This is a genomic window from Bradyrhizobium sp. SZCCT0153 (assembly GCF_018129995.1).
Classification (GTDB): domain Bacteria; phylum Pseudomonadota; class Alphaproteobacteria; order Rhizobiales; family Xanthobacteraceae; genus Bradyrhizobium; species Bradyrhizobium japonicum_G.
The window spans coordinates 552,687-575,572 of record NZ_JAFCKS010000004.1; the positions used below are offsets into that span (position 1 = coordinate 552,687).

Here is a 22,886-nt window from a genome sequence, read left to right on the forward strand (position 1 = left end):
TCGATAGCGCGTGGTCGTTTGGAAAAATGGCCGCACGGGACCGCGCTATCGACCCAACGCTTCGAATCGCGCCTTCGCCTCCTCGACTCCTCCGGCTTCGGCCCGCGCATAGAGATCACGCGCCTTGCTCGCGTCGCTGTGGGTTCCATAAGTTCCAAAACTGGGAAGCGTCAGCGGATCGTAGGTTTCCGCGAGCACGAACACTGCCTGCGCACTGCCCATTCGGGCGACGTGCTCCAGCACGATTCGCGCCGCGCCGATGTCGCCCCGTTCAAGCAGCAAGCTTGCGCGCGCGATCAGCCTCGCTACTTGCATCCCTTCGTCAGGATTGACCTGCGCATCGTCTGGGCTGCGCGCCACCATAGCCTGGTCTTGGACTGGCTCATCTTGGGCAGGCCGGTGCTGGAGTGGCCGTGCCGGCGCCTCGCGCGCGGCCTGGCCGGTGGTAGCGAACTGAGACGCAGCGGTGAGACCTTTCGCCACAAGTGCGCCGTTGTCGTGACGCGCCAATGCAAGAGTTCTTTCCAGTCCCTCGGCCCGCTCGCGCTCACGCTGCAACAAGCTGCGCAACTCGGCCGAGTCGCGCTCTCTGGCCTGCTTGATCCACACGACTTCGTCGCTCGCCTTGGACGCCCGCTCGGTCTGCGCGTCGAGCTCGCGGCCTGCTTTAGCAAGATCCCGAGCCAGCTGCTCGACCCGCTCGCGCTCCCGTTGCTGCGATTGCCCCAGCGAGGCGGTATCGCTCGCCTCCGCCTGTTTGAGCTGTGCCGCTTCCTCGCTGGCTTTGGCGGCTTGAGCTTCGTAGGCGTAGACCTTGCTGCGTGCCATCGAGAGATCCTGCGCCAGCGCATCGGCTCTCTCGCGCTCCTTCTGCATCGATCGTCTCTGTTCCGCGGCGCCAGCTTTTTCAGCTTGCGTCAGCCTGGCGACCTCGTCGCTCGCCGCTGCCGCTCGCGCCGTTTGCACATCGATATCGCGTCGCGCGGCTGCGATCACCTGCTCCAGCTGACCGTTCCGATCCCGCTCCTGTTGCAGGGATTGCTGCAACTCCGCCAAGCCACCTTCCGCTGCCTGCTTCAGCTGGGCGGCCTCGTCGCTCGCCTTTGTCGCGAGTGCTGTCTGAGTATCGACGTCTCGATGCGCGACTGCAAGCGCCTGCTCGAGCCGGCCGGCCCGGTCGCGCTGCTGTTGCAGGGATTCCTGTAATTCCACGCGGCCACCTTCCGCCGCCTGCTTCAGCTGGACAACCTCGTCGCTCGTCTTTGCCGCAAGTGCTGTCTGAGCATCGACGTCGCGTCGCGCCGCCGTCAACGCCTGCTCCAGCTGTTCGGCTCGATCGTGCTCGTGTGCGAGACCTTGCAGGAGCTCGATATCGTGTTTCGCATTGCCGAGTTCGCAGGACAGCGCGTCAGGCCCGCGCGGCTCCAGTTCCGGAGACTGCTGCGGCTCTCCTCTTTCGGTTGCTGCCGCTTGCGCGAGCCGCATTGAGTCGCGATGGTCGGAAACACTCGCCTGTCGTGCATCCACGACGTATCGCGCGTGATCGGCGGACGCCTGCACGTCCGGAATGGACGTGATCACGAGCATAGCCGCCGCCAGCCACAGGGGCGCGAACCATCCCAGCCCGGACAGGTGTCTTGCCGTCTCCGGCGCGAACAGCGTCTCGTCGCAAGCACGGCGCGACGTATCTGCGACGTCGCAGGTGGTGTTCAAATGAAGAATGGCCGTGCGACCCATTTGCAGTGACCCGTCGCATGATGGTGCGGTTCGTTACAGGTGCATCATTATGCGCGCTGCCTATCCGTGATTCCTATTACTCGCATGGAGGACCCTCGCTTCCCCCTTTCCCTGCTCAGAAGAGGTACCTCCAGGGATGCCCACAAAGGGTCGTTGTGCCTGTGATCTTCAGAGGCCACGATGGGCAGCGTTATCGTACTTGTTGTCCACGTTTGCACTCAGTGACGGATGCGGCGGGATTGCTGCCATCGAAATCGAGAACCATTCACCATGGATGCCAAGGGAAAATCCGAGCCCGTCATTCGACTGCCCAACGTAGCTTTGCGCAGGGGAAAGAAACCCCTGCTGTTGTTCCTGGGGGCCGTCTCCGGGCTCGCGCTTCTGGGGGCCGGAGCGGCCAGGAATTGGGAGGCGGTCGAGGTTGCCTCCGGAGCCCTCGTGCAGAAGGTGTCCGCTGCAATCGGTACACAGCAAGACCAGCCGGGTCAGGCCATGGCTGAATCCGCCGGCGTGCTCGGAGCTCAGGCGCCGGGCGCAGCGCTGATCGAACGGAGCGCCATCCTTGCCGTCCCCACCATGACTGAGCGCCCGAGAACGGTCGGCATGCCGCTGGACGCGCCGGCGGCTGGCCTTTTCGTCGTCGGCGACCGGCTCAAGCTCGCGTTCTACGAGCGCGTTGACGTCGAGGAAGACAAGTGGGGGCGCTCATCGTCCGCGTCGGCTCTACGCGGCATCCTGCAGCGCCCGGAACTGAGCGGGGAATACGCCGTCGAGGAGGACGGCAAGATTTCTGTGCCCTTGCTCGGCTCCATTCCGGTCGTCGATCGGTCAGCGCAACAGGTGCAAACCGAGCTGCTGGAGCGATTCGATCAGCTGCTGGGCCGCAAAGGAATGATCAATATTCTGTCGGTGGAGCGCTCGCCTATTTACGTGCTGGGACCGGTCAAGAATGCGGGCTCGTTCAAATACGTGCCCGGCATGACGGTCCTTCATGCGATCGCGCTGGCCGGGGGGCTTGATCGGGGTACCAATGAGCCATGGCAAAAGATCGAAGCTGTGCGGGAAATCCAGAGGCGCAGTGCGGCGGTCGATGCCATGCTGAAGTTATTGGCGCGTGCGGCGGTGCTGAAGGCCGAGCGCGAAGGGACCGAACCAAAGATTCCGCTCCGGCTGCTGGAATTGGTCGGCTCGACCGAGGCCGCCAATCTCGTCAATGAGCAGAGCGACCGACGCAAGGCCGTCGCTACGGCCCGCAAGAACCGCGAGCACGCCATCCTGACCGCATTGGATTCGGCCAAGCAGGATGTTGCTGTATACGGGCGCACGGAGGCGCTCGACGAGCTCGTCAAGCTGCGCCAGGATCGCGTCAGCAGCATGCGGACGCTCGTGGACCGCAACGTTCTCAGCATGACGGTACTCAATCAGGTCCAGAGCGAGTTGACCGACGCCGAGCAACGTCGGCGGGATGCCCTCAATCAGTACGGGATGGCCAAGCAGCGCCTCGCTTCCATGGAGGCCGAGGCAATGAAGGTCCAGGCCGATGTCAAGAACGATCTGGAGGTCGAGATCGAGACGATCGAGCGCCAGATTGCGGACAATGAGCGCGAGTTCAACATCAGCGAAGGCGTGCTTAGCACATTGCCGGCGACCCGTGCCCAGTTTGCGAAGGAGGCGAACCGGGTGACCTACGAGGTCGTGCGGCAGACTGCAGCCGGACCGGTCGCCATCGCCTCCGCGGGGATGAGCGTGTTGCTACCTGGTGACCTCGTCAACATCATCACGGGCGAAAGCGAGACAAAAGAGCGGGCCGGCGCGCCGGTCGCGACCTCGCCGGCGGGCGAGAGACTGCCGGCCGGGCGTCCCGCCGATCGTGCCGATACGACCGGTCGCGCTGTCGCGGACAAGAGGGCCGGTCCGAAGTGATGGCGTTCGGGAGATTGAACCGCAAAGGTGATGGGCCTGCTGGCAGCCAAATCGGATCGGAAGCGCCTGTGTCGACGAAGCTGAAGCCCGACTATAGGGCGATCCAGCGGCGCTTGAAGGACACTCGATCGCCCGAGCGCCTGATCGCGCACTACGAACTCGAGCGCCGGCTCGCGGATCGTCTGCGGGCCGCCACCGGCGACGAGCGCTCCCGTCTCTATGCCGAAGTCTATTCGGAACTGTTCAACAGCCTGCCGGACCATCCGCAAAAAGCCGCCGGCAGCTCGCGGCCGGACCGGGTTGCGAGACAAGTCAGGCTGCTCAAGCCTCTGATGGAGCGCGGCGGCGTGTATCTGGAGATCGGCGCCGGTGACGCCCTGCTGCCCTACGCGCTGTCCAGCGTCGCCCGTGAGGTGCTCGGCTTGGATGTCACGGATGCTCTTGTGAATTTCCCCGCCGCTCCGGCGAATTTCCGATTCGTGAAGACCGATGGGGTCGACATTCCGCTCGCGGACAACTCCGTCGATCTGGCGAATTCGGATCAGCTCATGGAGCATCTGCACGTCGAGGACGCCAAGGACCAGCTCCGGGAGATCCACCGGGTGCTCAGGCGTGGCGGGCGTTATGTGTGTACGACGCCGAGCATCGTTACGGGGCCGCACGACATTTCTGCGCTCGTCGACGATGTGGCGACGGGCATGCACATGCGCGAATATGACTACCGTTCGCTGCGCGCCCTGATGCTCAGGGCCGGCTTCCGCCGAGTCGAGTTCCCCCTGGTGACCGCCGGATATCGGCTCGCCACGCCACCCTATCGCCTGATGCGCGGCGTCGAATGGGCTCTGCAACGCCTCCCGGCGCGTTTGCGGCGCAATCAATTGGCCGGCGTCCTGATGGGCATCACGGCAATTGCAACCAAATAATCGCGCGAGACTCAGAACGAGCCTCCGGCGGCGCCGATCACGATGGTCCGCAGGCATCCAATTTTGCGGATGATGCCCCTACACCGTGATCGGAGTTTTCTTGGGGCGGGCCATGCCTTCGCGCACTGAGCCGGCGGCAGAATCCAGCTTCGTTGCGAAGGCCAACACGAGGGCCGCACACGTCCCCTCGATGCTGACGGCGAGTATCCAGCCCAGAACCAGGCCTTGCAGTCCGCCAAGTTTTGCGCCAGCGACCGCGAAGCCGATATCCAGCAATCCGCCAAGCGCGAACCAGACAGACGCCTTGCGCATCTTGTCGCCAAGCCGCGCCAGCGTGCAGCCATGAAACTTGAGCGTAAGTCCCAGAAGGCTGAATCCGAGCAAGCGCATGCTCGAACCGGCGATCTCCGGATAGGCCGGATTGAAGAGCGCAAGGAGTTGCCGCGAATAGGCGAAGACAACGACGGCGCAGACCAGGGAGAAGAGCAGTGACGCGGTCAGCGACACCAGCAGGTCGTGACCGAATTGTCTGGAGTTTGCTCTGACCACGGGGAACAGGACTGTGGCCAAGGCTGCCGGAATCAGCGCGGCCATCGAGACCAGCATCCACAAGGTTGCGAAGGCGGCGTTGATGGTCGGGGACAGGAGGACCAGCACAAGGTATGGCATGATGATGGCGGGAGCCTGGACGGAGACATCAAGCGCGTAATGGCCGAGCACCTTGCCGCGAAGAGCATGGAGCAGCCCGAAATCGGGCGCTCCGACGAGGCTACGCGCACCACCTCGAGTCAAGAGATCGAGACCGATCCAGGATGCGAGCAGGCCGACCACCCAGGTGAGAAGAATCGCGGCATTGGAGGCAAGTCCGGCGGTGGCGGCAGCGGCGATCAGCATCAGCTTGAGCGTCGAGAACAGCACTTGCCGGACCATCCTGGCGCCGCTGCGCAGACTGCCTACCAGCGCCTGCTCGAGCACGAAGCTGAGTGCGGTCAGGCTACAGCCAAGGACGAACAGGCAGGCCTCGGACCAGCCGCCGATCGGGCTGGCCGAGCTGAGTTGTCCTTCGGCGATGACAAACAACAAGGCCAGGCCGAGCGCCAGCGTCGCCGCGATACATGCCGCCGCGGCCGCAAGCCCGGCCCCTTGGCCGGGATGCCGGACGATTTCGCCGATCAGCAAGGTCCCGACTCCGGCCTCCCCCAGGAGAGCAATGAGGCCCATCACGGACAGAAGGCCGGAGGCGTTGCCGATCACCTCCGGCGGGAACATCCGCGCGGCGAGCCACCAATAGACAAATCCAAGACCCGCCGACGCTATCGTTCCGATCGCCAGTGCGCCCGAATTCGTGAAGAGAATCGCGCTCTTTCGAAGCGTCCTGGGTAGGCGCGCGATGAACGTCCATGCGAGCGCTAGCATGATGGCTCTCCCGAACATTGCTTTGCCGGCGGCTCGACCCTGCTGGCGGCCGGGCGCAGCACGTCGCGGTAGACCTGCTCGATCCGGGTCACGACCGCACCGGCCTTGAGACGCCCCACCCGGGCGAGACTTTTCGACTCGAGGTGGGCCAGCAAGGTGCGGTCGTCCAGAAGTGATTGCATCGCGCGGGCCAAGGCTTGCGGGTCGCCCGGCGGCACGAGAAGGCCCGTTTCGCCGTGATCGACGAGATCCGGCATACCACCGACGTCTGTCGCGACGACGGCTTTGCCGGACGCCATTGCTTCCATGATGACGGTCGCGCAAGCTTCCGGCCCGACCGAGGGCAGCACGCCGAACAGCGATCTGTGCCATGCATGCATGATGGCGGAATGTGGCCAGTTGTTGAAAACGCGAACGTTCGGCGGAAACACGGTTGGCGTATCGGCGACCCGGCGTCCGATCAGGATCAGCGGCGGCGCCCGCTCGAGCCGGGCATAGGCCTTCAGGAGAACGTCGATGCCCTTGAGCCGCATCATGTCACCGACGAACAGGATGAATCCATTTTTCGGCAGCTCCCGCAGGCAGGGATATTCCGAGCCAAGTACGCCGACATCATCGGGCACGAAGTTTGGGATGACCTCGTAGGGCGTGCGGCCTCCGGTGAGACCGGTGTGTCGCGCCACCGCGTGGCTCACCGCGATGAAGCGGTCGACCACGCGCCGCGCGACGAAACTTGATGCCCAGTTGCCAAGCGTCGTCGCGGTGGCTTTCACGGCGCCGTAGTGAGCGGTGGCGCAGGGCAGGCACTTCGCGAGTCGCGGGCCATCGCACAGATGCGTGCCCAGGTGCATGAAGTTCTTCCTGGCGCAGACGAGGCCGTAATCATGGAGCGTCACCACGAGGGGCGCGCCACCGAGAAGCCTGAGCGGCAGAAAGGAGGCGTAGATCCAGTTATGGGCGTGGACGATGTCCGGCCTCTCCTCTGCGACTAGCCGCTTCAGCGCCAGCAGCAATCCGGGATCGGGGAAGGGTGGGGCGTGGCGGCGCTCGGAATCGGCGTGGAGATTTGACAGGCGCTGGACTGTGCCGCGCAGGCGACGCACGCGGACTGCGCCGTCGAACTCAGTCTCTGGTGATCCGGGATGCATGAAGGTCCCGACGCTTACACTATGGCCGCGCTGCGCCAGTGCCCTGCCGAGGTTACGGACGTGTCGCTCCTCGCCTCCGATCACCGGAGGATAGAATTGCGACAGCAGCAGGATGCGCATGATCGGCCTCGTTTCAGGTGCGCGGCACCAGCGTCGAGACGCTGCGATAGAGTCGATGGTCGTCCGGCCTGTAGAGCCGGGCTTCGGCCCTTTGGGAGGTGGCCGAGACGGGTACCGGGATCTGTCGCGCCCAGGTCTCGCCCGGCGCGATGGTAAGCGAGCGGAAAACCGCGGACAGTCGCCCGTCGATGGTGATTTCCACGTCGAAACGGTGAGTCTGGGTCTCGGCGCTGCGGAGGCCGACGGTGAGCCGGCCCGGGCGATCGCCGGCCGGTGGCAACATCCACAACTCCGTGTAGCTGAATTGTCGGTAAGTCGTTTCGTCGCGGACAGCCAGCGCATAAGCGCCGGTCGCCAAGAGCAACGCGAGTACGATCGCTGCGCCCTGCCAGAAGCGGACCCGCACCGGACCTGGCCAGGGAGGCAGATCGGGAGCGTCGCTGCGACTGTCGGCCACGAGCGCAGCGCCGATGGTGATGGCGCAAAACCAGATCGCCCAGCCGGGCGGCCCCAGGAAACCTGCGGTGTTCAAGGCAAAGCCGCCGGCGATGCCGATGGCGAGGCTCGTGCCGACCGCGTAGGCGAGATGCTCGGATACGGAGGTGGTCCTGATGCCGATCGCCCGCAGCACGGCGTGACCAGAGACGAGGAAAACGATGGGTGCGCCCAGGATGGTGCGCAGGAACAAACTATCGCTGACGGCCACCGCAGCCAGCGTGACGGCCGCCCAGACGCAGGTGGCCAGAAGGTCCCGGCTGCTAGGAATTCCCATGCAATCCTCTCACGTCGTAGATGACGATCCAGCCGTTGTCGTAGATGCGCGTGATGCCCTTGATGTCGTCGAACTTGAGCAACATGTCGCTTGAAAGCGGCTTTCCTTGCTGCACCTGCCACGGCTCGAAGTAGAAGCCGAGCACCGGCGGGGCCGTGCACAAACGCAGATCCACCAGCAGGAAGTCGATGTCGCTCCTGGCCAACGCCCAGAAGTCATCGGGCCCCAACGTTTCGGCTTCGAATAAGCGCGCGGTATCAACGCCTGCGGCGATCTTGACCCTCACGTCCTGTCGCCCGTAGCTGGCAAGCAGCAGGCGATTGACGCGGTCGGCGGTGAAGCGATTGCCGGCCGCGAGCCACTGCTTGGTCCAGAGTGCAGTTTCGATTCCCATGGGCTCGACCGATTGCTGGTCGGCTGCCACCCTGTACGGTCCACGGATCGGATCGAGCGCAGAGCTCGTGACGCCGCCCATGACAATAACGGAGAGCGCGATTGCCGGCCCAATGAGGCGCCACCCACGGGGCTCGCGGCCTTGCCAGAAATGCACGATGCTCACCGCGACGACCAGCCCGACGGCGATGAACACGAACGTTCCCATGCGGTTGCCGATTTCCCATCCGGCGCTGGTCAGCCGGAACGCCACCGAGATCGGGAATCCGAAGGCCAATAGGGTGAGGAGCAAGATGCGGCCGTCGCGCCAGCGACGCCTCAGAATGTCCTGGATCGGACGCCAGCCTGCGCGCGCGCTGCTCGGTGCTGTCGTCGCCAGCGACCTGAAGAATCCTGTCGCCAGTCCCAGTGCCAACAGCAGGATCGCCACCATGGTTGTCAGCCGCATGCCGAGGGGCTGGGCCGGGGGGCCGAGATGCTCCGACCGTGGGGTGGGTGCGCCCATGATCTTCCCCAGCAACGTCCTAAAGCCGCCTTCGATGACCGGGCCAAGATAACCCGTGAGAAGGTTACCGTGGGCTTCCATCCACAGGAACGGCAGGGCGATGGCGAGGAGAGCCGTGGCGCCCACGGCAAATCTTGCCTCGATCTGCATGGGGCCGCGCCGCAAGGCTTCGAAGCCGGCCAGTGCTCCGAAATAGATGGCCGCGAAGGCGGCCGAGAGGTGATGCGTGACCGCAAGGGCCCCCAATAGCAAGGCGATCAACCCAAGCGCTCGCAGCCGCGGTCGCCCATCGAGATCCCTGGACGCTACTTCGACCGCGATGGCCAGCACGCACAGTACGACGCCAAGGCTCTCGTAGGAGAACATTGCCTCGAACACTGCGAAGGTTGTGCAGCCCATATAGACGAGACAGGCGATGGCCGAGGTGCGCGGTGATCCGGAGAGCTTTTCGTAGAACAGGAACAGACCGGCGACGAAGGTGCCCTTCAGGATGACCAACAGCAGCGTCCCCGCCGCAAACAACGACAGTCCGGTGAGATCGACGATCGCAGTCGTCAGAATTTCCAGTGCGGGATACGCCGGGCCGATCGGCAGAAGCGGGTTGGACAGGAATAGCCGGCGTGCCGTCAAGAGATCGTCGGCAGCGACCCAGTGCAGGAATTCGTCGTGACCGATGAAGCTCGTCGGAGAATAGACAGCCTTGCAGTAGAACAGGGCTTCGGCAAGCAGGAACAGCAGGAAGAGTCGTTCGCCCCGGGCGACCCTGGGCCAGCCGGTGCGAAGGCTGATTGGGACGACCAGCAGGACCACGCCAGACCAGAAAAGCAGTGGCGCCATGTCGTTGGACCGGCGCCCGGCGGCGTGCCCCGCCACCACGAGTAGCAAGGCCATAGCCGCCGTCAGGCACAAGGCCGCGATCCATTCGCAACTCACCGGTCGCGTCGGGGCGTCGGAGCTGCCGCCGTGAAGATCGGGGCCGATGACCGCCGAGACGAATTGGACTCCGGTCTGGAGCGGGTTTGTCCCGGTTGCTGCGGTTAGATGAGCCCGCGTCATCGGCGTGGTGCCTTCGTCGCAGAAGGCCACGAGGGGATGCCGCCGAGCGGTAGGCGCCCCCTGGACCGGCTGCTCAAAATGTCGTTGCAGACATCGTCGTAAACTTCGCTCAGCGCTTGTGCGCAGTCATCCCAGTCCGGCAACGCCCAATCCGGGACCTCCCGCTGGGCCTTCAGTCCCTCGGCCATAGCGGCAGCTAGCGCGCTCGGGTTTGCGTCGCGCGCAATCGCCCGGCACAGACCTTTGGACGCAAGCTCTCCAAGCCCGGACGTGTCACTCACGAGGACCGGGCGCCGCAACGACAAGGCTTCCATCACGGCGACCGGATGGGCTTCGTATTCGCTGAACAATACAAACAGCCCGGCGCTCGCCAGGAGGTCGGCCATCTTCTGTCGCTCGGATCCGGGAAGGGTTGAGATGCTGACCCGATTTTCAAGGCCAAGCGTCGCGACGAGGCGCCGCAATTCTCCCTCATAGGGGCCCGATCCGACGACATGCAGTCGGACGTCTGGTACCCGGCGGATCAGTTCGGGCATAGCTGCAATCGCCCGGTGATGGCCCTTGTAGCGCTCGAGCCTGCCGCTGGAGACGATCAGGTGGGGATCGACCTTGACACCGGGACTCGCAGCCGGCATCGCCGCGCCGTTTGGAATGACGACGAAGCGTTCGCGCGGCACGCCCATCCGGGCGCTGAAGAACCTGGCTTCGAATTCGGAGACGCCGATCAGCCGCGCGGCTCGGGCCACGAGCGGCCGGAGCAGCGCGTGCTGCGTCCCGCGCACTGCATTGCGCAGCCGCGAGGAATGTCCGCCACTGTGGAAGGTCATGACGAATGGTATATCGCCGCGGATGGCCGCGAGCAGCCCGATCGGCGCCACGAAGGTGTTGTAGCCCTGGAAATGGATGAGATCCCAGACACCGCTCCGGATCGCAGTGTAGATGCCGGGCGACACATAAAGGTCCCGTTCCCTCGGCCAAGCCGGCACCCGCTGCACGCGCATGCCACGCATATACTCCTCAACCGGCAGTTCTCCCGAGGGGTCGGTGGTGAGCACGTCGACCACATGGCCACGCTCCACGAGGCGGGGGCCGACCTCATGGATGTGGGTTTCGATGCCTCCCGTGAAGGGGTAGCAGCGAGCAGCAACCATCAGGATTTGCATCGGGCTATCCCTTCACCAGACGATTTCTCGATCGTCCCAGCCCTTCACGGATATCCATAGGCTACCAGCGAGACAGGCGACAGCACGCGCTCGCGCAGGATCGTCTTGAGGACGCGCCAGCCGTCCGGGATCGCGCGTAGATTGCTCTCACCACTGATGCGCGGAGCCTCGAAACTCGCGACCTCGACTATGTTGAGGTGGTTCTTCAAGGCCCGCACGCTGATGAGGGTCTCGATCTCGAATCCGTCGCAATCGCAGTCGAGCGTGGCGACGTGCTTGGTCCAGAACGCTATGTATCCGTAGCAGAGATCGGAGAACACGCCGCCATAGAGCAGCCGCACGGTCTGGGTCAGCCCCCAGTTGCCGAGCATGCGGAACGGTGACATGTCGTCGGTACCGGCTCCCTGGAGGAAACGCGAGCCCTTGACCAGATCAGCGCCGGCCATCAACGCACTCACGAAGACGACGGCCTCTTCCGGGATCATGGAGCCGTCGGCGTCGATCATGACGATGATGTCGCCGGAGGCTGCCCGGAATCCCGCTCGCAGTGCCGCGCCTTTGCCTCGTCGGGGTTCCATGACAACCTTGACGTCACGCAGGCGGCGCGCCACCACGACGGTATCGTCCGTCGAACGACCGTCCACGATAATGATCTCATGTGCCCAGTTCGGGATGCGCGGCAGAAGCCAGGGGAGGTTCTTGGCTTCGTTGAGTGTCGGGACGATGAAGCTCACGCGAGGCAGAATCAGCGACCGCCCCATAGCGATATTGATCGGGGCAGGCGCCGGAGCGCCCCCGACATGGGCGAGAATGCTGGGGACAGGGGCGTTCATGGCGACACCGTACGGTCGAGCGGCCGAAGCTGGAACGCGGGCCGGTAGCGTACCAGGACAGCCGACAGGTGGCGGGCTAGATGACGGGCCGGGTGATATGTGCCGTAGACGAAGCGACACACCGGACCAAAGCTGTTTGCCGCGGCCGGACCAATGAAATGCAGGCCCGGCACGGTCGTCTCGTAATGCGCCGAGAGTTGCGGCGCTCCATCGATCAGCTGCATTCGACGCAACAGCGTTTCGTTCAGGAAGCCCAGCCGGCTCACGTCGACCTTGTAGCCGGTTGCAAAGATGACGTGGTCAGCCCGCATCGAACGCGGCGCACCAGCGAAGTCGACGAAATCGAGCATGACTTTACCATCGTGCGTCTCGATGCCACGAATGGCCTGACCGAGCCACACCGGCACTTGTCCGAGAACGCGGTCCTTCACGAAAGCGCCGCCCAGCGGGCCCAGCGCCCCGTGGTCGGCGAGCCGGACTCGCAAGTCCTTCGACAAAAGCCGGATCAGTTGCGGATATTTGGCGCAGGTCGCCAACGCCCAGCCATGGCCGATGCCGCTCATCGGAGCCGTGGTGCGCGCGAACAAGGAGCGGTGCCGGGGGCCGTCGGCGAAATTCAGCTTTGGCCGGCGCGCAACGAGCGAAACCGCAATCCCTCGCTCATGGAGCAGCGCCGCCAGATCAGACGCCGATGATCCGGATCCGACCACGATGACCTCTCTGCCGTTGAGGGCCTCCAGCGAACCGTACTCGCCGCTGTGCGAGCACAGCTCGACCGGCAGATGCGCAACCTCCTGCGGCAGGCACTTGAAGGGATTCAGGCCGATCGACACCACGACGCGGCGCGCATGGACCGTTTCGCCGTCGTCGAAAGTGGCGCGAAGAATGCCCGGGCCGGGCTCCAGGGCGATCAAAGTCTTGCGCTCAACGGCGGGTACGTAACGCGCCTGGAAAGCTTCGCCGTAGTCGATGAACCGGCTGAGCGGCAGCGGCATCAACTCGTCATGATAGGGCAGGGCACGTTCGTTGCAGAAGCTCTTCAGGCCGAATTCCGACTTCGGGTCTGAGAGGCTCGTGGCCCAAGGATAGGATTTGAGCAGCATGCCGCGGGGCATGTTGGTTTTCCAGGGCCCCATGGGCTCTCCGAAAATCCGGTGCTCCACGCCGCGTGCGCGCAGGTGCGCGGCCAGCGACAATCCGTAGGGGCCGGCTCCAATGACCGCCACATCTACGGACGTGCTTGACCTCGCCATTATGCAGACTCCGTACAGGGGGCAATGAAGATCAGATGATAGATCCTTGGAGAGGAAGGTTCTGGGGCCCTCTGACCTGACTTGACTGGAGCATCCCCGATGCGATGGTGCGATGGAAGCACGATAGATGGTTAGCTCATTGTGGTTATGCGTTCAGGTCGGTCTCGGCCGTACCACGGTCAGCTTCCCTCGGCCGCGGAACTCGGGGTTGCCGTGCAACTACTTTCGCAACGTCGCAAAATCCGAATCGACCGGTGCAGGAGTTTGGTCATAGGCGATCGATGGGCGGGATGAGAGCGGACCATAGGTGACTGTAACTTCCCGTAGGCCGCCGACGTTACCGAACAGGTCGACAACCTCCAGGCCGGACTGACGGTTGTACGTGTGGCACCCGAACGCTCCGGACGTGATGCGGCCGACCGGAGTCTGCACAAACTTCGACCGGTCGAGCGCATCGATCTGGCAAAATGTCACCGCGCCGCCATAGTAGCGCGAGCAATCCTGGACCGGGCGTAGCGTGCGCCCGCCTTGCCGGATGAAGGCGCCTGCGGGACGGCTAAGTGTTGCATCGATCAGCACTGGGTCTTCTGCCTGGGGCGTCCATACTCCTGTCAGGCTCTCGGCACGGTAGATGCTGAGGACATCCCAGGACGTCGATCCCCACACCCTTCGACTGACGAAGAACCAGAAGGCGCCCGCATGCTGCAGCGGTGTGGTGTCGTAACACTCGATGCCTTCGACGAGGCAGGCTTCGCGCGTCCATCGATGTGGGAATTCCACGGCCCTGTAGAGGCTCACACTCCTGGCCGCCCCTGATTCCGGAATCATCCAGATCTGTCCGTCCTGCTCGAATACGAATGGGTAGGACAGATGATGCGGTTCCTCGACGACGATCTGTGGTGGGGTGGTGGTTCCATTCCGGTCCGCTGTCACGACCGCAATGCATCCCCGGCTCTTGGTGTTGAGATACTGTTCGACAAAGATGTAATCCCGACCCTGATGTCGAAACGGGAACGGGTCGGCAAGATAGCCATTGGCGTGCGAAGTGAGGACACGAAAGCCTGCGTTACCCTTGTCGAGCAGGCTGGCGTTTTCGTCGAAGCGCCAGCCGATTCCCCACGTCTTGCCGCCCCGCGCCAGGACATCCAGGAACCTGATTGCCTTCGATGCCACGGTGCTGGTCGCAAATGCGAGGGCCGAAAACGCGCCAAGGCACCGGGTGGTTGTCAGGGCGGCGCGGACATCGGACGCGGTCCCACCGGCTTCCTCGCGCAAGGCCTTGAGGATCAGCACCACAGCGCAGGAGAGCGCGCTGTCGAGGCCTGCTGCGAACACGTCGCGGTCCAAACGGGCCGGTCGCGCCGTCCATGAGCCCGAGGGGAAAGCCGTGTCGTGTAGGTCGATGAGGAGGTCCTGGTCATTGGCGAGCGCGGTCATGACGCCGATCTCGCCGGGTACGCCGTTGAAGAGTGGCGTCAGCAGACGTCCTCCTCCCGTGAGCGGCTCCTCTCCGCTGAAATTGATCACCACATCGACATCCCCGGCCGGAGCCGTCGGCAGGGACCGCAGCGCCGTTTCGACGGGATCGGTGGCGCGGTTCGCGCCAAAGCCATGGATCAGCCGTTCGAGGTCGATCAGAAGACGGCACATCGACGGGAGCGGGCGTCGGGTGGTTGCGAACGCGCAGGAGACCTCGTTGCCGGGCGTCCCGGCAAGCGCCTCCGCCAGCCACTGATGCCAGCGAAAAAGTCGAGACGGATCGAGATACAGGCAGATGCGCATTGTTGGTCTCACGCCTCCGAAGGACGCCGGCACGTGGCGGCGCCAAGTTTCCGCTGCGACTCCGCAATCCAAGGTTGCAGATGCAAGGCTACGCCGTGTGCCGCGTTGCGCGGATAGTGCGCGAGTGCTGGCAGCGGATCGTCGCGGCGCCAGTAGCCATCCACCACAACGGACCGAGGCGGGATCGGTGTCGCACCCAGGCGGATCCGCTCGATCCAGGAACTCTGCCACACCATTCGGCCGTCGATCGGGCCGTCAGGAAGGGGCGGCAGGCCGAGCTCGTGCCGATAAGCTATCAGCGGGATGTTGACCCCGGCGAGCGTCGCCGCCTCCTCCTGCCAGTCGGTGCGCCCGACCGTCGGCTCGATGATCAGGAAGCGTTCGCTCCTGGCATCCCGCTTGTATTCGATGCCACCAAATCCGAAGTAGTTCACCTGATCGAGAATGCCTTTCGTCGTGCGCTCCAGCTCCTCGTTGGTCGAAGCCGTACAGAAGGCCGTGCTGCCGCTGCCCGGCGGTGTGCTGGCGAGCTTTTGTCCGGTGAACAGGCCGAGCGTCTCACGGTCGCGGCCCCGGTAGAACAGGCAGAAGTAGATGTTGTCGTCCGGTCCCTCGATGGTTTCCTGCACCAGGACCTCGCCGGCCTGAGCCAGCAACCTCTCGGCCGTCGCGATTGCGTCGGCGTGACTGTGCGCAGTGAGCAGGCGGGGAGCGTGTCCTTCATGGACGTGGCGCTTGTCAGCCGGCTTCAGAATCATCGGCAGGCGGAGTGTCGCGATTTTCTGGACGTCCGTGAGAGCCCGCACGACCACGCCGTTCGGTATCGGCCAGCCGTGCAGGCCGGCGCTCTCGTGAAACCTGGCTTTGTCGTGCAGCATGAGAACCGTCCCGTGAGCCGGCAATCGGAAGCGATAGAGTCTCTCGAGCTCTTTACGATGTTCCGAAATCGTGAGCAGTGCCAACTCGTCCGTGACGACCAGGAAGGGCGGCTTACCGAGCCGGCGTTGTAGATCACGCAGAAAGTCAATGAAGCCTGGACCGTGCAGGGTGTCCGTGAGGACCTGATGGGCGTAGCGTGACCACAGCGCCGGGTTCGAGCGCTTGCAGTCGACCACCCAGATGGGCATCCCGCCCACCGCAAGGCTGCGGCACACTCCGAGGCCGTTCAGCTCGCCACCGATTACGACAGCGGGGACGCGCCGCTCCGACGAGCCGGACATTTGGTTGGTTATTGACACCGCTGGGCTCTACCGAAACGACCGGAACCGGCAAAGCGCCACTATGCCTCATCGGCGACGGATCGTGCGACGCCAGTGGAGGTAATCCTTCGGGGCGGTTGCGTTCGGCCTCGGGCGAAGGTCACGTGGAGATATGATTGTCGACTGGCAACGGGCGAGAGACGGGCTGCGCGACGCCGGAATGCGTGTGCTGGTGCTCGCGTTGCTGTTTGCCCCGGCATCCGTGAGCGTCGCGCACGATATGTCGGCAACGTCCTTCGTCAAAACTTCCGGAACGGATTTCACGGTCGACGGCCGGCAGTTCTTCGTTGTCGGCGTCAACAACCATTATCTGACCTTCGGCTCGCGGAACGAGGTGACGCGTGTTCTCGACGACGCGGTGGCCATCGGCGCCAATGTAGTCCGTACGTTCCTCCAGCCGGTAGTTGGGTCGCTCGATGGAAGAAACGCAACGATCTGGAACTGGAAGGCTGATGGCGATGCCAATGATCTCGCGGTCAGGGGTACGTACCTTCTCTACTGGGACGCTCGCGCTGGTGAGATGGCGATCAATGACGGCGCGAACGGTATGCAGAAGGTTGACTTCCTCATTGCCGAAGCGGGCAAGCGACGCCTGAGGCTAGTCATCGCCTTCCTGGATTTCTGGGCTTACACGGGCGGCGCCCAGCAGATGCGGGCTTGGTATGGGAGCCAGGACAAGTCCGGATTTTTCTTCAAGGATCCTCGCACGAAGCGCGACTACAAGAGCTGGGTCAGCCATGTCGTGCAGCGGGTCAACCCGCTCACAGGGCTCGCCTACCGGGATGATCCGACCATCATGGGCTGGGAGCTGATGAACGAGGGCAATGCGCAGCCAGAGGCCTTGCGTTTGGCCTGGACTGCCGAGATGTCGGCCTACGTAAAGTCGCTCGATCCCAATCACCTCGTCAGCTCGGGGCACGCGAACGTCGACGCGAAGCTATCCGATCTGACGATTCCGACTCTCGATTTCGGGACCTGGCACGGCTACCCGCTCTTCTACAAGCTGACCGTCAAGCAATTCAACGACACGATTACCGAGTTTTGCCAGCTGGCAGCGCGTGCGAAGAAGCCGGTCCTACTGGAGGAATTCGGCTATGCCCGCTCCAACCCCGGCTCGGCCGAGGCTTACGCGATGTGGCTTGACACGCTTGCGCGCGATCCAAACTGCGCCGGCTGGATGGTGTGGCGGCTGGTGTCGCGGCAGGACAGCGGACGCTATCCCGTCGACGAGCACGACCAGTTCGATATCCGTAACGATGGAAGCACGATCTGGAACATATTCAAAGCAGCGGAGCGGACGGCGCGGATCCGGGAGACCACCGGGAGCATCCGATGATCGAAGCTTCCGTCGTGATCTGCGCGCATACGCTCGACCGCTGGGACGAGCTGACACGCGCCGTCCAATCTGTCCGCAACCAAACGCGTGCCCCGCGCGAAATCGTCGTCGTGGTGGACAACAACGATGCCTTGCGAGAGCGCGCAGCACGAGAGCTTGCCGGTGTGACCGTCCTAGCCAATGCCAAGCAAGCGGGCTTGTCGGGCGGACGCATGACTGGGGCGGAATACATCACGGCGCCTGTGATCGCCTTTCTTGACGACGATGCCGCCGCCGATCCGCACTGGCTGGAGGAACTGCTGGAGGCCTACAAGGATCCAGCCGCGCTCGGAGCAGGCGGCCCGGTCGAGCCACTGTGGCAGGCGCCACCGCCCCCCTGGTTTCCGGGTGAATTCCGCTGGGTCGTCGGCTGCACCTACACGGGCATGCATGTGCAGGACGGCCGTATCCGCAATCCGATCGGCGCCAACATGTCGGTGCGTGCCGACGTGCTGCGGCGCGCAGGTGGCTTCACGTCGGAGCTCGGACGCCGCAAGCTCGGATTTTCCGTCAGCGGCCGCGCGAGGATCGGCGGCAAGGCCGAAAGCTGCGAAGAGACGGAGTTCTGCATCCGGGCTACCCGCCTTCACCCTGGAGGCTACTGGGCTTATCGGCTCGGTGCACGGGTGCATCACGCGGTGCCTGCCCAACGTACGACATGGAAATACTTCGTCCACCGCTGTTTGGTGGAGGGCACCGCCAAGGCGGTCTTGACGGGTCTCGCAGGGTCCAAAGATGGCCTCGGAGCGGAAGGCCGCTACGTCAGGGACGTGTTGCCGCGCGCGGTCGCAGGCGATTTGAGGGCAGCCATGCGCGGCAAGGTCGGCGCCGCGCGTCGGGCCGGAGCGATTGTCGCGGGCTTCGCTCTTACCGCTTTCGCCTACGCCACGACCCGCCTAGGCGGGGCCGCGGAAGCGTTGTCGCAGCAGGTGTTATCGCGGGTCTGGGTCTGGAGAGCATAGCTGGCGTCGTACTGAGGCCCGGTTAGCGAATGCGGAAGGTGTCCGAGATGATCTTGGTGACCGGAGGTGCCGGCTATATCGGATCCCACGTCTGTATCGCGTTGCTGGACGCCGGGTTCGACGTCGTCGCGGTCGACAATCTCTCCAACAGCAACAAGGCCTCGCTCGAGCGCGTGCAATCCATCTGCGGACGTTCGCTCGTTTTTCGGCACGCCGATATCCGGAATGAAGAGGTACTCCGCGACATCCTCCATGCCTGCAGAGTGACTGCGGTCATTCACCTCGCAGGGCTGAAGGCGGTGGGCGATTCCAACGTACGGCCCATGATGTATTACGAAAACAACGTCCTGGGAACGATGCGGCTGGTGTCGGCCATGAGGAGGGCGCATGTAAAGACTCTCGTCTTCAGCTCGTCTGCGACCGTTTACGGGTTGCCGAGATACTTGCCGCTCGACGAGAAGCATCCCCTCGGTCCGACCAATCCGTACGGCCGCACAAAGCTCGTCATCGAAGAAATGCTGAAGGATCTCTGCAGGTCCGACGACGGTTGGCGGATCGGCAATCTGCGCTACTTCAATCCGGTTGGCGCGGACGAAAGCGGGCTCGTCGGAGAAGACCCACTGGGCGTTCCCAGCAACCTGCTACCGTTCGTGGCGCAGGTAGCGATTGGACGGCGGGAGAAGCTGCAGATCTGGGGAAACGACTATGACACGCCCGATGGGACTGGAATCCGCGACTTCATTCATGTGGTCGATCTTGCATCCGGACATTTGAGTGCCTTGCGCCACCTCACACAGCCCGGTGTGCTCACGGTCAATCTTGGAACGGGTTGCGGCAGCAGCGTTCTGGAGGTCATTCGCACATTTGAGGCAGCGAGTGGGCGATCGGTCCCCTATGAAATCGGGCCGCGCCGGGCCGGTGATGTCGCCGTCTGCTATGCCGACCCTACCTTTGCGAAGGACGCGCTGGGCTGGACATCGACGCGGTCGTTGCAGCAAATGTGTGAGGACCATTGGCGTTGGCAATTGCAGAACCCCAATGGCTATCAGCGTAGCGAGCTTCCGAAGGTTCGGGAGCGGTCCAGGCAACTCCGCCGTCATGGCTGAACTCGCACGCCCGAGGTGGTTGGCGAGCACCGAGGGCCTGACAGCAAGAGTGGAGTTCGAGGCGAGCCGCCGCCGCAAGTAAACCGCCCATCAGAGGTAGCTCGCAATGACCCGAAATCTCCACGCCGCAGAGCAAGCCTGCAGGTAAGATGCCGTCGCGTATGGGAATTTGCGATGCCACACTATCGTGCATACGTTCTGGACGAACACGGCCGGTTGGGGGGCGTGGTCAACCTTTACTGCCCAGACGACGCGTCCGCAACCAAGCGGGCCGGGCAGTTAGCGGACGGTCATGAGGTTCAGCTTTGGCGACTGGTCGCTGAGCTCAAATTTGACGATCCGCAGCATCGACCCAAGCGGCGGCGGAGTGTCCGCGCACCAATGCACTAGGATCGATTGGCGCGTGTGCGTTCGTTTCGCGCATCTTTGACAGTTTGGGGCGCTTCGACCGCGATGTCATCAAATCCGGAAACAGCGGCTCGCGCGTGGGAAATGGACGCACGATCACGCGGGCCGAAAGCGGTCGCCGGTAATCCGGTCTAGAATGGCCTGCACGGCATACCAACGTATGCCTGTATCCGCGTTTAGAAATCACATTTCGAAACTTTTTTCGCCATGTTTCATTAATACCTACCCTCCCAGCAGTCGGGGGGGCGCTTTCAAAAACCCACTGCACTGAAATCTGTTCGCCAAGCAGAGCTTGCGAGCATGCGGTATGTCGCGCGCGTTCACGCAGCGGCAGTGGAATTCCCTGTTATCAACGTCAAGAGGATACCGGAATGACCCTTTCCGCACCTGCGGGCTATACTTCGAGCGATCTCATCTTCCAGGAAGACTTCTCCGGCACGACGCTCGACAGCTACTGGCACAATTACATCACCAGCAACGCCGCCAACGGCTGGCCGTGGAACAGCTACGGATCAGGCGGTAGCGGGGTCGGCGGTCCGTATGACGCCGACTACTTCATGCCGAGCCAGGTGACCGTGAACAATGGAGTATTGGATCTCACGGCGATCCGGCAGTCGGTGTCCGGCATGAACCAGGGGACGCAACAGACATTCCCGATCACGTCTGGCACGGTCAGCAGCTACGGCAACTTCGAATTCAATGGCGGCTATCTTCAGATCAGCATGAAGGCGCCGAGCGGCGATGGTGCGTGGCCGGGCCTCTGGCTGATGCCGGGCAAAGGCGCGGGCAGCAGTGGCGATAATTTCGAAATCGATATCCAGGAGGGTGGATATACCGGCTCCGGCCCTGCAAACCAGGCCTTCAGTTGGCATCTTCATACGCCCTCCGGGACCGTCGGCGGCACCGTCGACACCGGCGTCGACCTGACGGCGGCCTTCCACACCTATGCCATCGACTGGCAGCCCGGGAAATCGATCACCTGGTACCTCGATGGGAAGCAGATCGCACAGGTGACCAGCGCGCAGGTGCCGATCCCGAATGAGCCGATGGAATTGATCATGGACAATCAGGTCGCTAATTCCAACACGACCGGATGGCATACGGCTCTTGACAGCTCGACCCCTTCCTCGATGCCGATGCAGATCGACGCGATCCAGCTCTATCAAAAAGCAGGGAGTGGCGAAACCGTCACGGGTGCGAACGTCACGGCCACGACGCAGCCGACGGTCCAGCCGGCGGTGACGCAGGCCACGGCTTCTCCCGCAACGGGCATCGAGCATGCCGGCGATACCATCACTCTGTCGCTCGCCTTCAACGAGGCCGTGACGGTGACGGGTACGCCGACGCTGTCGCTCAATGACGGCAATACCGCCACCTATGTGGGTGGTTCGGGCACAGGTACGCTCACTTTCCGCTCCACAGTTGCGTCCACCGACAAGGATACCTCGGCGCTCGCCATCACCGGCGTCAATCTTCCGAGTGGTGCGACCATCAAGGACGCGAGCGGCGTCGCTGCGAACCTCGCTGGCGCCGTGAAGACGTTCACCGGTCTCCAGATCGATCCAATCTTGCCGGCGGTGACACAGGCTACGGCTTCTCCGACAACCGGCACCGAGCACGTGGGAGACACGATTACGCTGTCGCTCGGCTTCAACGAGGCCGTGACCGTGACGGGTACGCCCACGCTGTCGCTCAATGACGGCGGCACGGCCACTTATGCCGGTGGTTCGGGCACGGGCACGCTCACCTTCAAGACCACGGTCGCCTCGACCAACACCAGCACCTCGGCGCTCGCCATCATCGGGGTCAATCTTCCGAGCGGTGCGACCATCAAGGACGCGAGCGGTGTCGCTGCGAATCTCGCTGGCGCCGTGAAGACGTTCTCCGGTCTGCAGGTCGACCCGACGTCATCGACGCCAACGTCGCCGTCGACCCCATCGGCGACCACGCCAGTCCTCACTATCGCGGATAACTCGCTCTGGGTGGCCGGGAGAGGTGGTACCGTCGATCTCGGGGCCAAGGTAACGACGACCGACGCCAACGATCTCGTGACCGTGAACATCACGGGGTTGCCGAGATATGAGTCGATTACCGACAAGCTGGATGGTCGGACCTTCACGGGGAAAAACATCACCCTGACGGCCGCGCAGGTCGACAGCGGACTGACACTGACCTCGCAATATCGGGGCGGGGGTCAGCCGGTTGCGACACTTTCGCTGACGGCAAGTGCAACGGATCCGTCAACCGGCGCGGTTTCGACGGCTTCGCCGCAGACCATCACGGTGACGGATCCTCGACCCGCAGACGTCACGACCACAACGTCGTCGCACCACCAACACACCGCGACGGATCATCAGCCTGCTGCCACCGCGACGGCCGTGGCTCCGATGGCGCCGCAGACGGTCGACTTTGCGAATCATCCGCAGCCGACCACTGCAAGCACGGTGGTCTTGGCAAGCCGGGCCTCTGCACTGCTCCAGCAACATGTGGACCCGGCCACCGACACCCTGGCAACGACCGCGCCGCAGCCGATCACTGTGGCAGATCATCCGGCTGCGAGCGGCACGACGACGGCGTCCATGGCAAGCCAGAGTTTTGCGCTGCTGAACCAGTATCTGGCCGCTCACACCGGCCAGGTGGATTCCGGCCAAATCGTGGCGGCTGTCTCGCAAGCGATCGGCTGGGGTCACGAACCGTTGCTGGCCCGACCGCAACATTAGTGCTCCGCCGCACCCAGGCTCAACGCCTGGGT

16 protein-coding genes are annotated in these 22,886 nt (G+C 63.6%); 6 read left to right on the forward strand and 10 right to left on the reverse strand.

Annotated elements, in window-relative coordinates; translation table 11 throughout:
* Positions 1 to 45 precede the first annotated feature (45 nt).
* On the reverse strand, positions 46 to 1,737 hold the full coding sequence (locus JQ572_RS20960) for a coiled-coil domain-containing protein (protein WP_249129142.1): 1,692 nt from the start codon (positions 1,735 to 1,737) through the stop codon (positions 46 to 48).
* Between the two features lie 270 nt (positions 1,738 to 2,007).
* Here JQ572_RS20960 and JQ572_RS20965 point away from each other — a divergent pair, with 270 nt between their 5' ends.
* Both JQ572_RS20965 and JQ572_RS20970 read left to right on the forward strand, forming a co-directional pair.
* Positions 2,008 to 3,660: a polysaccharide biosynthesis/export family protein gene (locus tag JQ572_RS20965; RefSeq protein WP_211384703.1), complete on the forward strand. Its 1,653-nt coding sequence runs from the start codon at positions 2,008 to 2,010 to the stop codon at positions 3,658 to 3,660.
* A 68-nt stretch (positions 3,661 to 3,728) separates the two neighbouring features.
* On the forward strand, positions 3,729 to 4,583 hold the full coding sequence (locus JQ572_RS20970; protein WP_256806135.1) for a class I SAM-dependent methyltransferase: 855 nt from the start codon (positions 3,729 to 3,731) through the stop codon (positions 4,581 to 4,583).
* A gap of 78 nt (positions 4,584 to 4,661) precedes the next feature.
* Here the strand turns inward: JQ572_RS20970 and JQ572_RS20975 are convergent, their stop codons facing one another.
* The 9 genes from JQ572_RS20975 to JQ572_RS21015 form a co-directional block, all read right to left on the reverse strand.
* Positions 4,662 to 5,999, reverse strand: a complete 1,338-nt coding sequence (locus JQ572_RS20975) for a polysaccharide biosynthesis protein (protein ID WP_211384705.1) — start codon at positions 5,997 to 5,999, stop codon at positions 4,662 to 4,664.
* Positions 5,993 to 7,267, reverse strand: a complete 1,275-nt coding sequence (locus JQ572_RS20980) for a glycosyltransferase family 4 protein (RefSeq protein ID WP_211384706.1) — start codon at positions 7,265 to 7,267, stop codon at positions 5,993 to 5,995. The genes JQ572_RS20975 and JQ572_RS20980 overlap by 7 nt, the downstream gene beginning before the upstream one ends.
* A 13-nt stretch (positions 7,268 to 7,280) precedes the next feature.
* Positions 7,281 to 8,039 carry a hypothetical protein gene (locus tag JQ572_RS20985; protein ID WP_211384707.1) on the reverse strand — a complete coding sequence of 253 codons (759 nt, stop codon included), beginning with the start codon at positions 8,037 to 8,039 and terminating at the stop codon, positions 7,281 to 7,283.
* The gene (locus JQ572_RS20990) at positions 8,026 to 10,023 is read right to left on the reverse strand and encodes a hypothetical protein (protein WP_211384708.1); all 1,998 of its coding nucleotides are present in this window, start codon (positions 10,021 to 10,023) and stop codon (positions 8,026 to 8,028) included. Before JQ572_RS20990 ends, JQ572_RS20985 begins: the two co-directional genes overlap by 14 nt.
* Positions 9,990 to 11,156, reverse strand: coding sequence for a glycosyltransferase family 4 protein (locus JQ572_RS20995; protein WP_211384709.1), 1,167 nt, complete (start codon positions 11,154 to 11,156; stop codon positions 9,990 to 9,992). The genes JQ572_RS20990 and JQ572_RS20995 overlap by 34 nt, the downstream gene beginning before the upstream one ends.
* A 44-nt stretch (positions 11,157 to 11,200) precedes the next feature.
* On the reverse strand, positions 11,201 to 11,989 hold the full coding sequence (locus JQ572_RS21000; RefSeq protein WP_249129143.1) for a glycosyltransferase family 2 protein: 789 nt from the start codon (positions 11,987 to 11,989) through the stop codon (positions 11,201 to 11,203).
* The gene (locus tag JQ572_RS21005; RefSeq protein WP_211384710.1) at positions 11,986 to 13,242 is read right to left on the reverse strand and encodes a SidA/IucD/PvdA family monooxygenase; all 1,257 of its coding nucleotides are present in this window, start codon (positions 13,240 to 13,242) and stop codon (positions 11,986 to 11,988) included. Before JQ572_RS21005 ends, JQ572_RS21000 begins: the two co-directional genes overlap by 4 nt.
* Positions 13,243 to 13,461: 219 nt before the next feature.
* Positions 13,462 to 15,024 (reverse strand): glucosamine inositolphosphorylceramide transferase family protein, encoded by a 1,563-nt coding sequence (locus JQ572_RS21010; RefSeq protein WP_211384711.1) that lies wholly within the window; start codon positions 15,022 to 15,024, stop codon positions 13,462 to 13,464.
* 8 nt (positions 15,025 to 15,032) lie between these two features.
* The gene (locus JQ572_RS21015) at positions 15,033 to 16,151 is read right to left on the reverse strand and encodes a carboxylate--amine ligase (RefSeq protein ID WP_211384712.1); all 1,119 of its coding nucleotides are present in this window, start codon (positions 16,149 to 16,151) and stop codon (positions 15,033 to 15,035) included.
* 244 nt (positions 16,152 to 16,395) lie between these two features.
* Between JQ572_RS21015 and JQ572_RS21020 the strand changes: the two genes are divergently transcribed.
* From JQ572_RS21020 to JQ572_RS21035, 4 genes are all read left to right on the forward strand, one after another.
* Positions 16,396 to 17,619 carry a glycoside hydrolase 5 family protein gene (locus tag JQ572_RS21020; RefSeq protein ID WP_349643105.1) on the forward strand — a complete coding sequence of 408 codons (1,224 nt, stop codon included), beginning with the start codon at positions 16,396 to 16,398 and terminating at the stop codon, positions 17,617 to 17,619.
* Positions 17,616 to 18,620, forward strand: a complete 1,005-nt coding sequence (locus tag JQ572_RS21025; RefSeq protein ID WP_211384713.1) for a glycosyltransferase family 2 protein — start codon at positions 17,616 to 17,618, stop codon at positions 18,618 to 18,620. The genes JQ572_RS21020 and JQ572_RS21025 overlap by 4 nt, the downstream gene beginning before the upstream one ends.
* A 47-nt stretch (positions 18,621 to 18,667) precedes the next feature.
* Entirely contained in the window at positions 18,668 to 19,726 is a 1,059-nt protein-coding gene (galE, locus tag JQ572_RS21030; RefSeq protein ID WP_211384714.1) for a UDP-glucose 4-epimerase GalE, read from the forward strand.
* Between the two features lie 779 nt (positions 19,727 to 20,505).
* On the forward strand, positions 20,506 to 22,854 hold the full coding sequence (locus JQ572_RS21035) for a family 16 glycosylhydrolase (protein WP_211384715.1): 2,349 nt from the start codon (positions 20,506 to 20,508) through the stop codon (positions 22,852 to 22,854).
* Positions 22,855 to 22,886 lie beyond the last annotated feature (32 nt).

Coding starts and splice junctions, on each gene's coding strand:
- JQ572_RS20960 (WP_249129142.1), bottom strand. CDS start 1,737: ATGGGTCGCACGGCCATTCTTCATTTGAACACCACCTGCGACGTCGCA.
- JQ572_RS20965 (WP_211384703.1), top strand. CDS start 2,008: ATGGATGCCAAGGGAAAATCCGAGCCCGTCATTCGACTGCCCAACGTA.
- JQ572_RS20975 (WP_211384705.1), bottom strand. CDS start 5,999: ATGCTAGCGCTCGCATGGACGTTCATCGCGCGCCTACCCAGGACGCTT.
- JQ572_RS20980 (WP_211384706.1), bottom strand. CDS start 7,267: ATGCGCATCCTGCTGCTGTCGCAATTCTATCCTCCGGTGATCGGAGGC.
- JQ572_RS20985 (WP_211384707.1), bottom strand. CDS start 8,039: ATGGGAATTCCTAGCAGCCGGGACCTTCTGGCCACCTGCGTCTGGGCG.
- JQ572_RS20995 (WP_211384709.1), bottom strand. CDS start 11,156: ATGCAAATCCTGATGGTTGCTGCTCGCTGCTACCCCTTCACGGGAGGC.
- JQ572_RS21000 (WP_249129143.1), bottom strand. CDS start 11,989: ATGAACGCCCCTGTCCCCAGCATTCTCGCCCATGTCGGGGGCGCTCCG.
- JQ572_RS21005 (WP_211384710.1), bottom strand. CDS start 13,242: ATGGCGAGGTCAAGCACGTCCGTAGATGTGGCGGTCATTGGAGCCGGC.
- JQ572_RS21010 (WP_211384711.1), bottom strand. CDS start 15,024: ATGCGCATCTGCCTGTATCTCGATCCGTCTCGACTTTTTCGCTGGCAT.
- JQ572_RS21015 (WP_211384712.1), bottom strand. CDS start 16,151: ATGCCCATCTGGGTGGTCGACTGCAAGCGCTCGAACCCGGCGCTGTGG.
- JQ572_RS21020 (WP_349643105.1), top strand. CDS start 16,396: ATGATTGTCGACTGGCAACGGGCGAGAGACGGGCTGCGCGACGCCGGA.
- JQ572_RS21025 (WP_211384713.1), top strand. CDS start 17,616: ATGATCGAAGCTTCCGTCGTGATCTGCGCGCATACGCTCGACCGCTGG.
- galE (WP_211384714.1), top strand. CDS start 18,668: ATGATCTTGGTGACCGGAGGTGCCGGCTATATCGGATCCCACGTCTGT.
- JQ572_RS21035 (WP_211384715.1), top strand. CDS start 20,506: ATGACCCTTTCCGCACCTGCGGGCTATACTTCGAGCGATCTCATCTTC.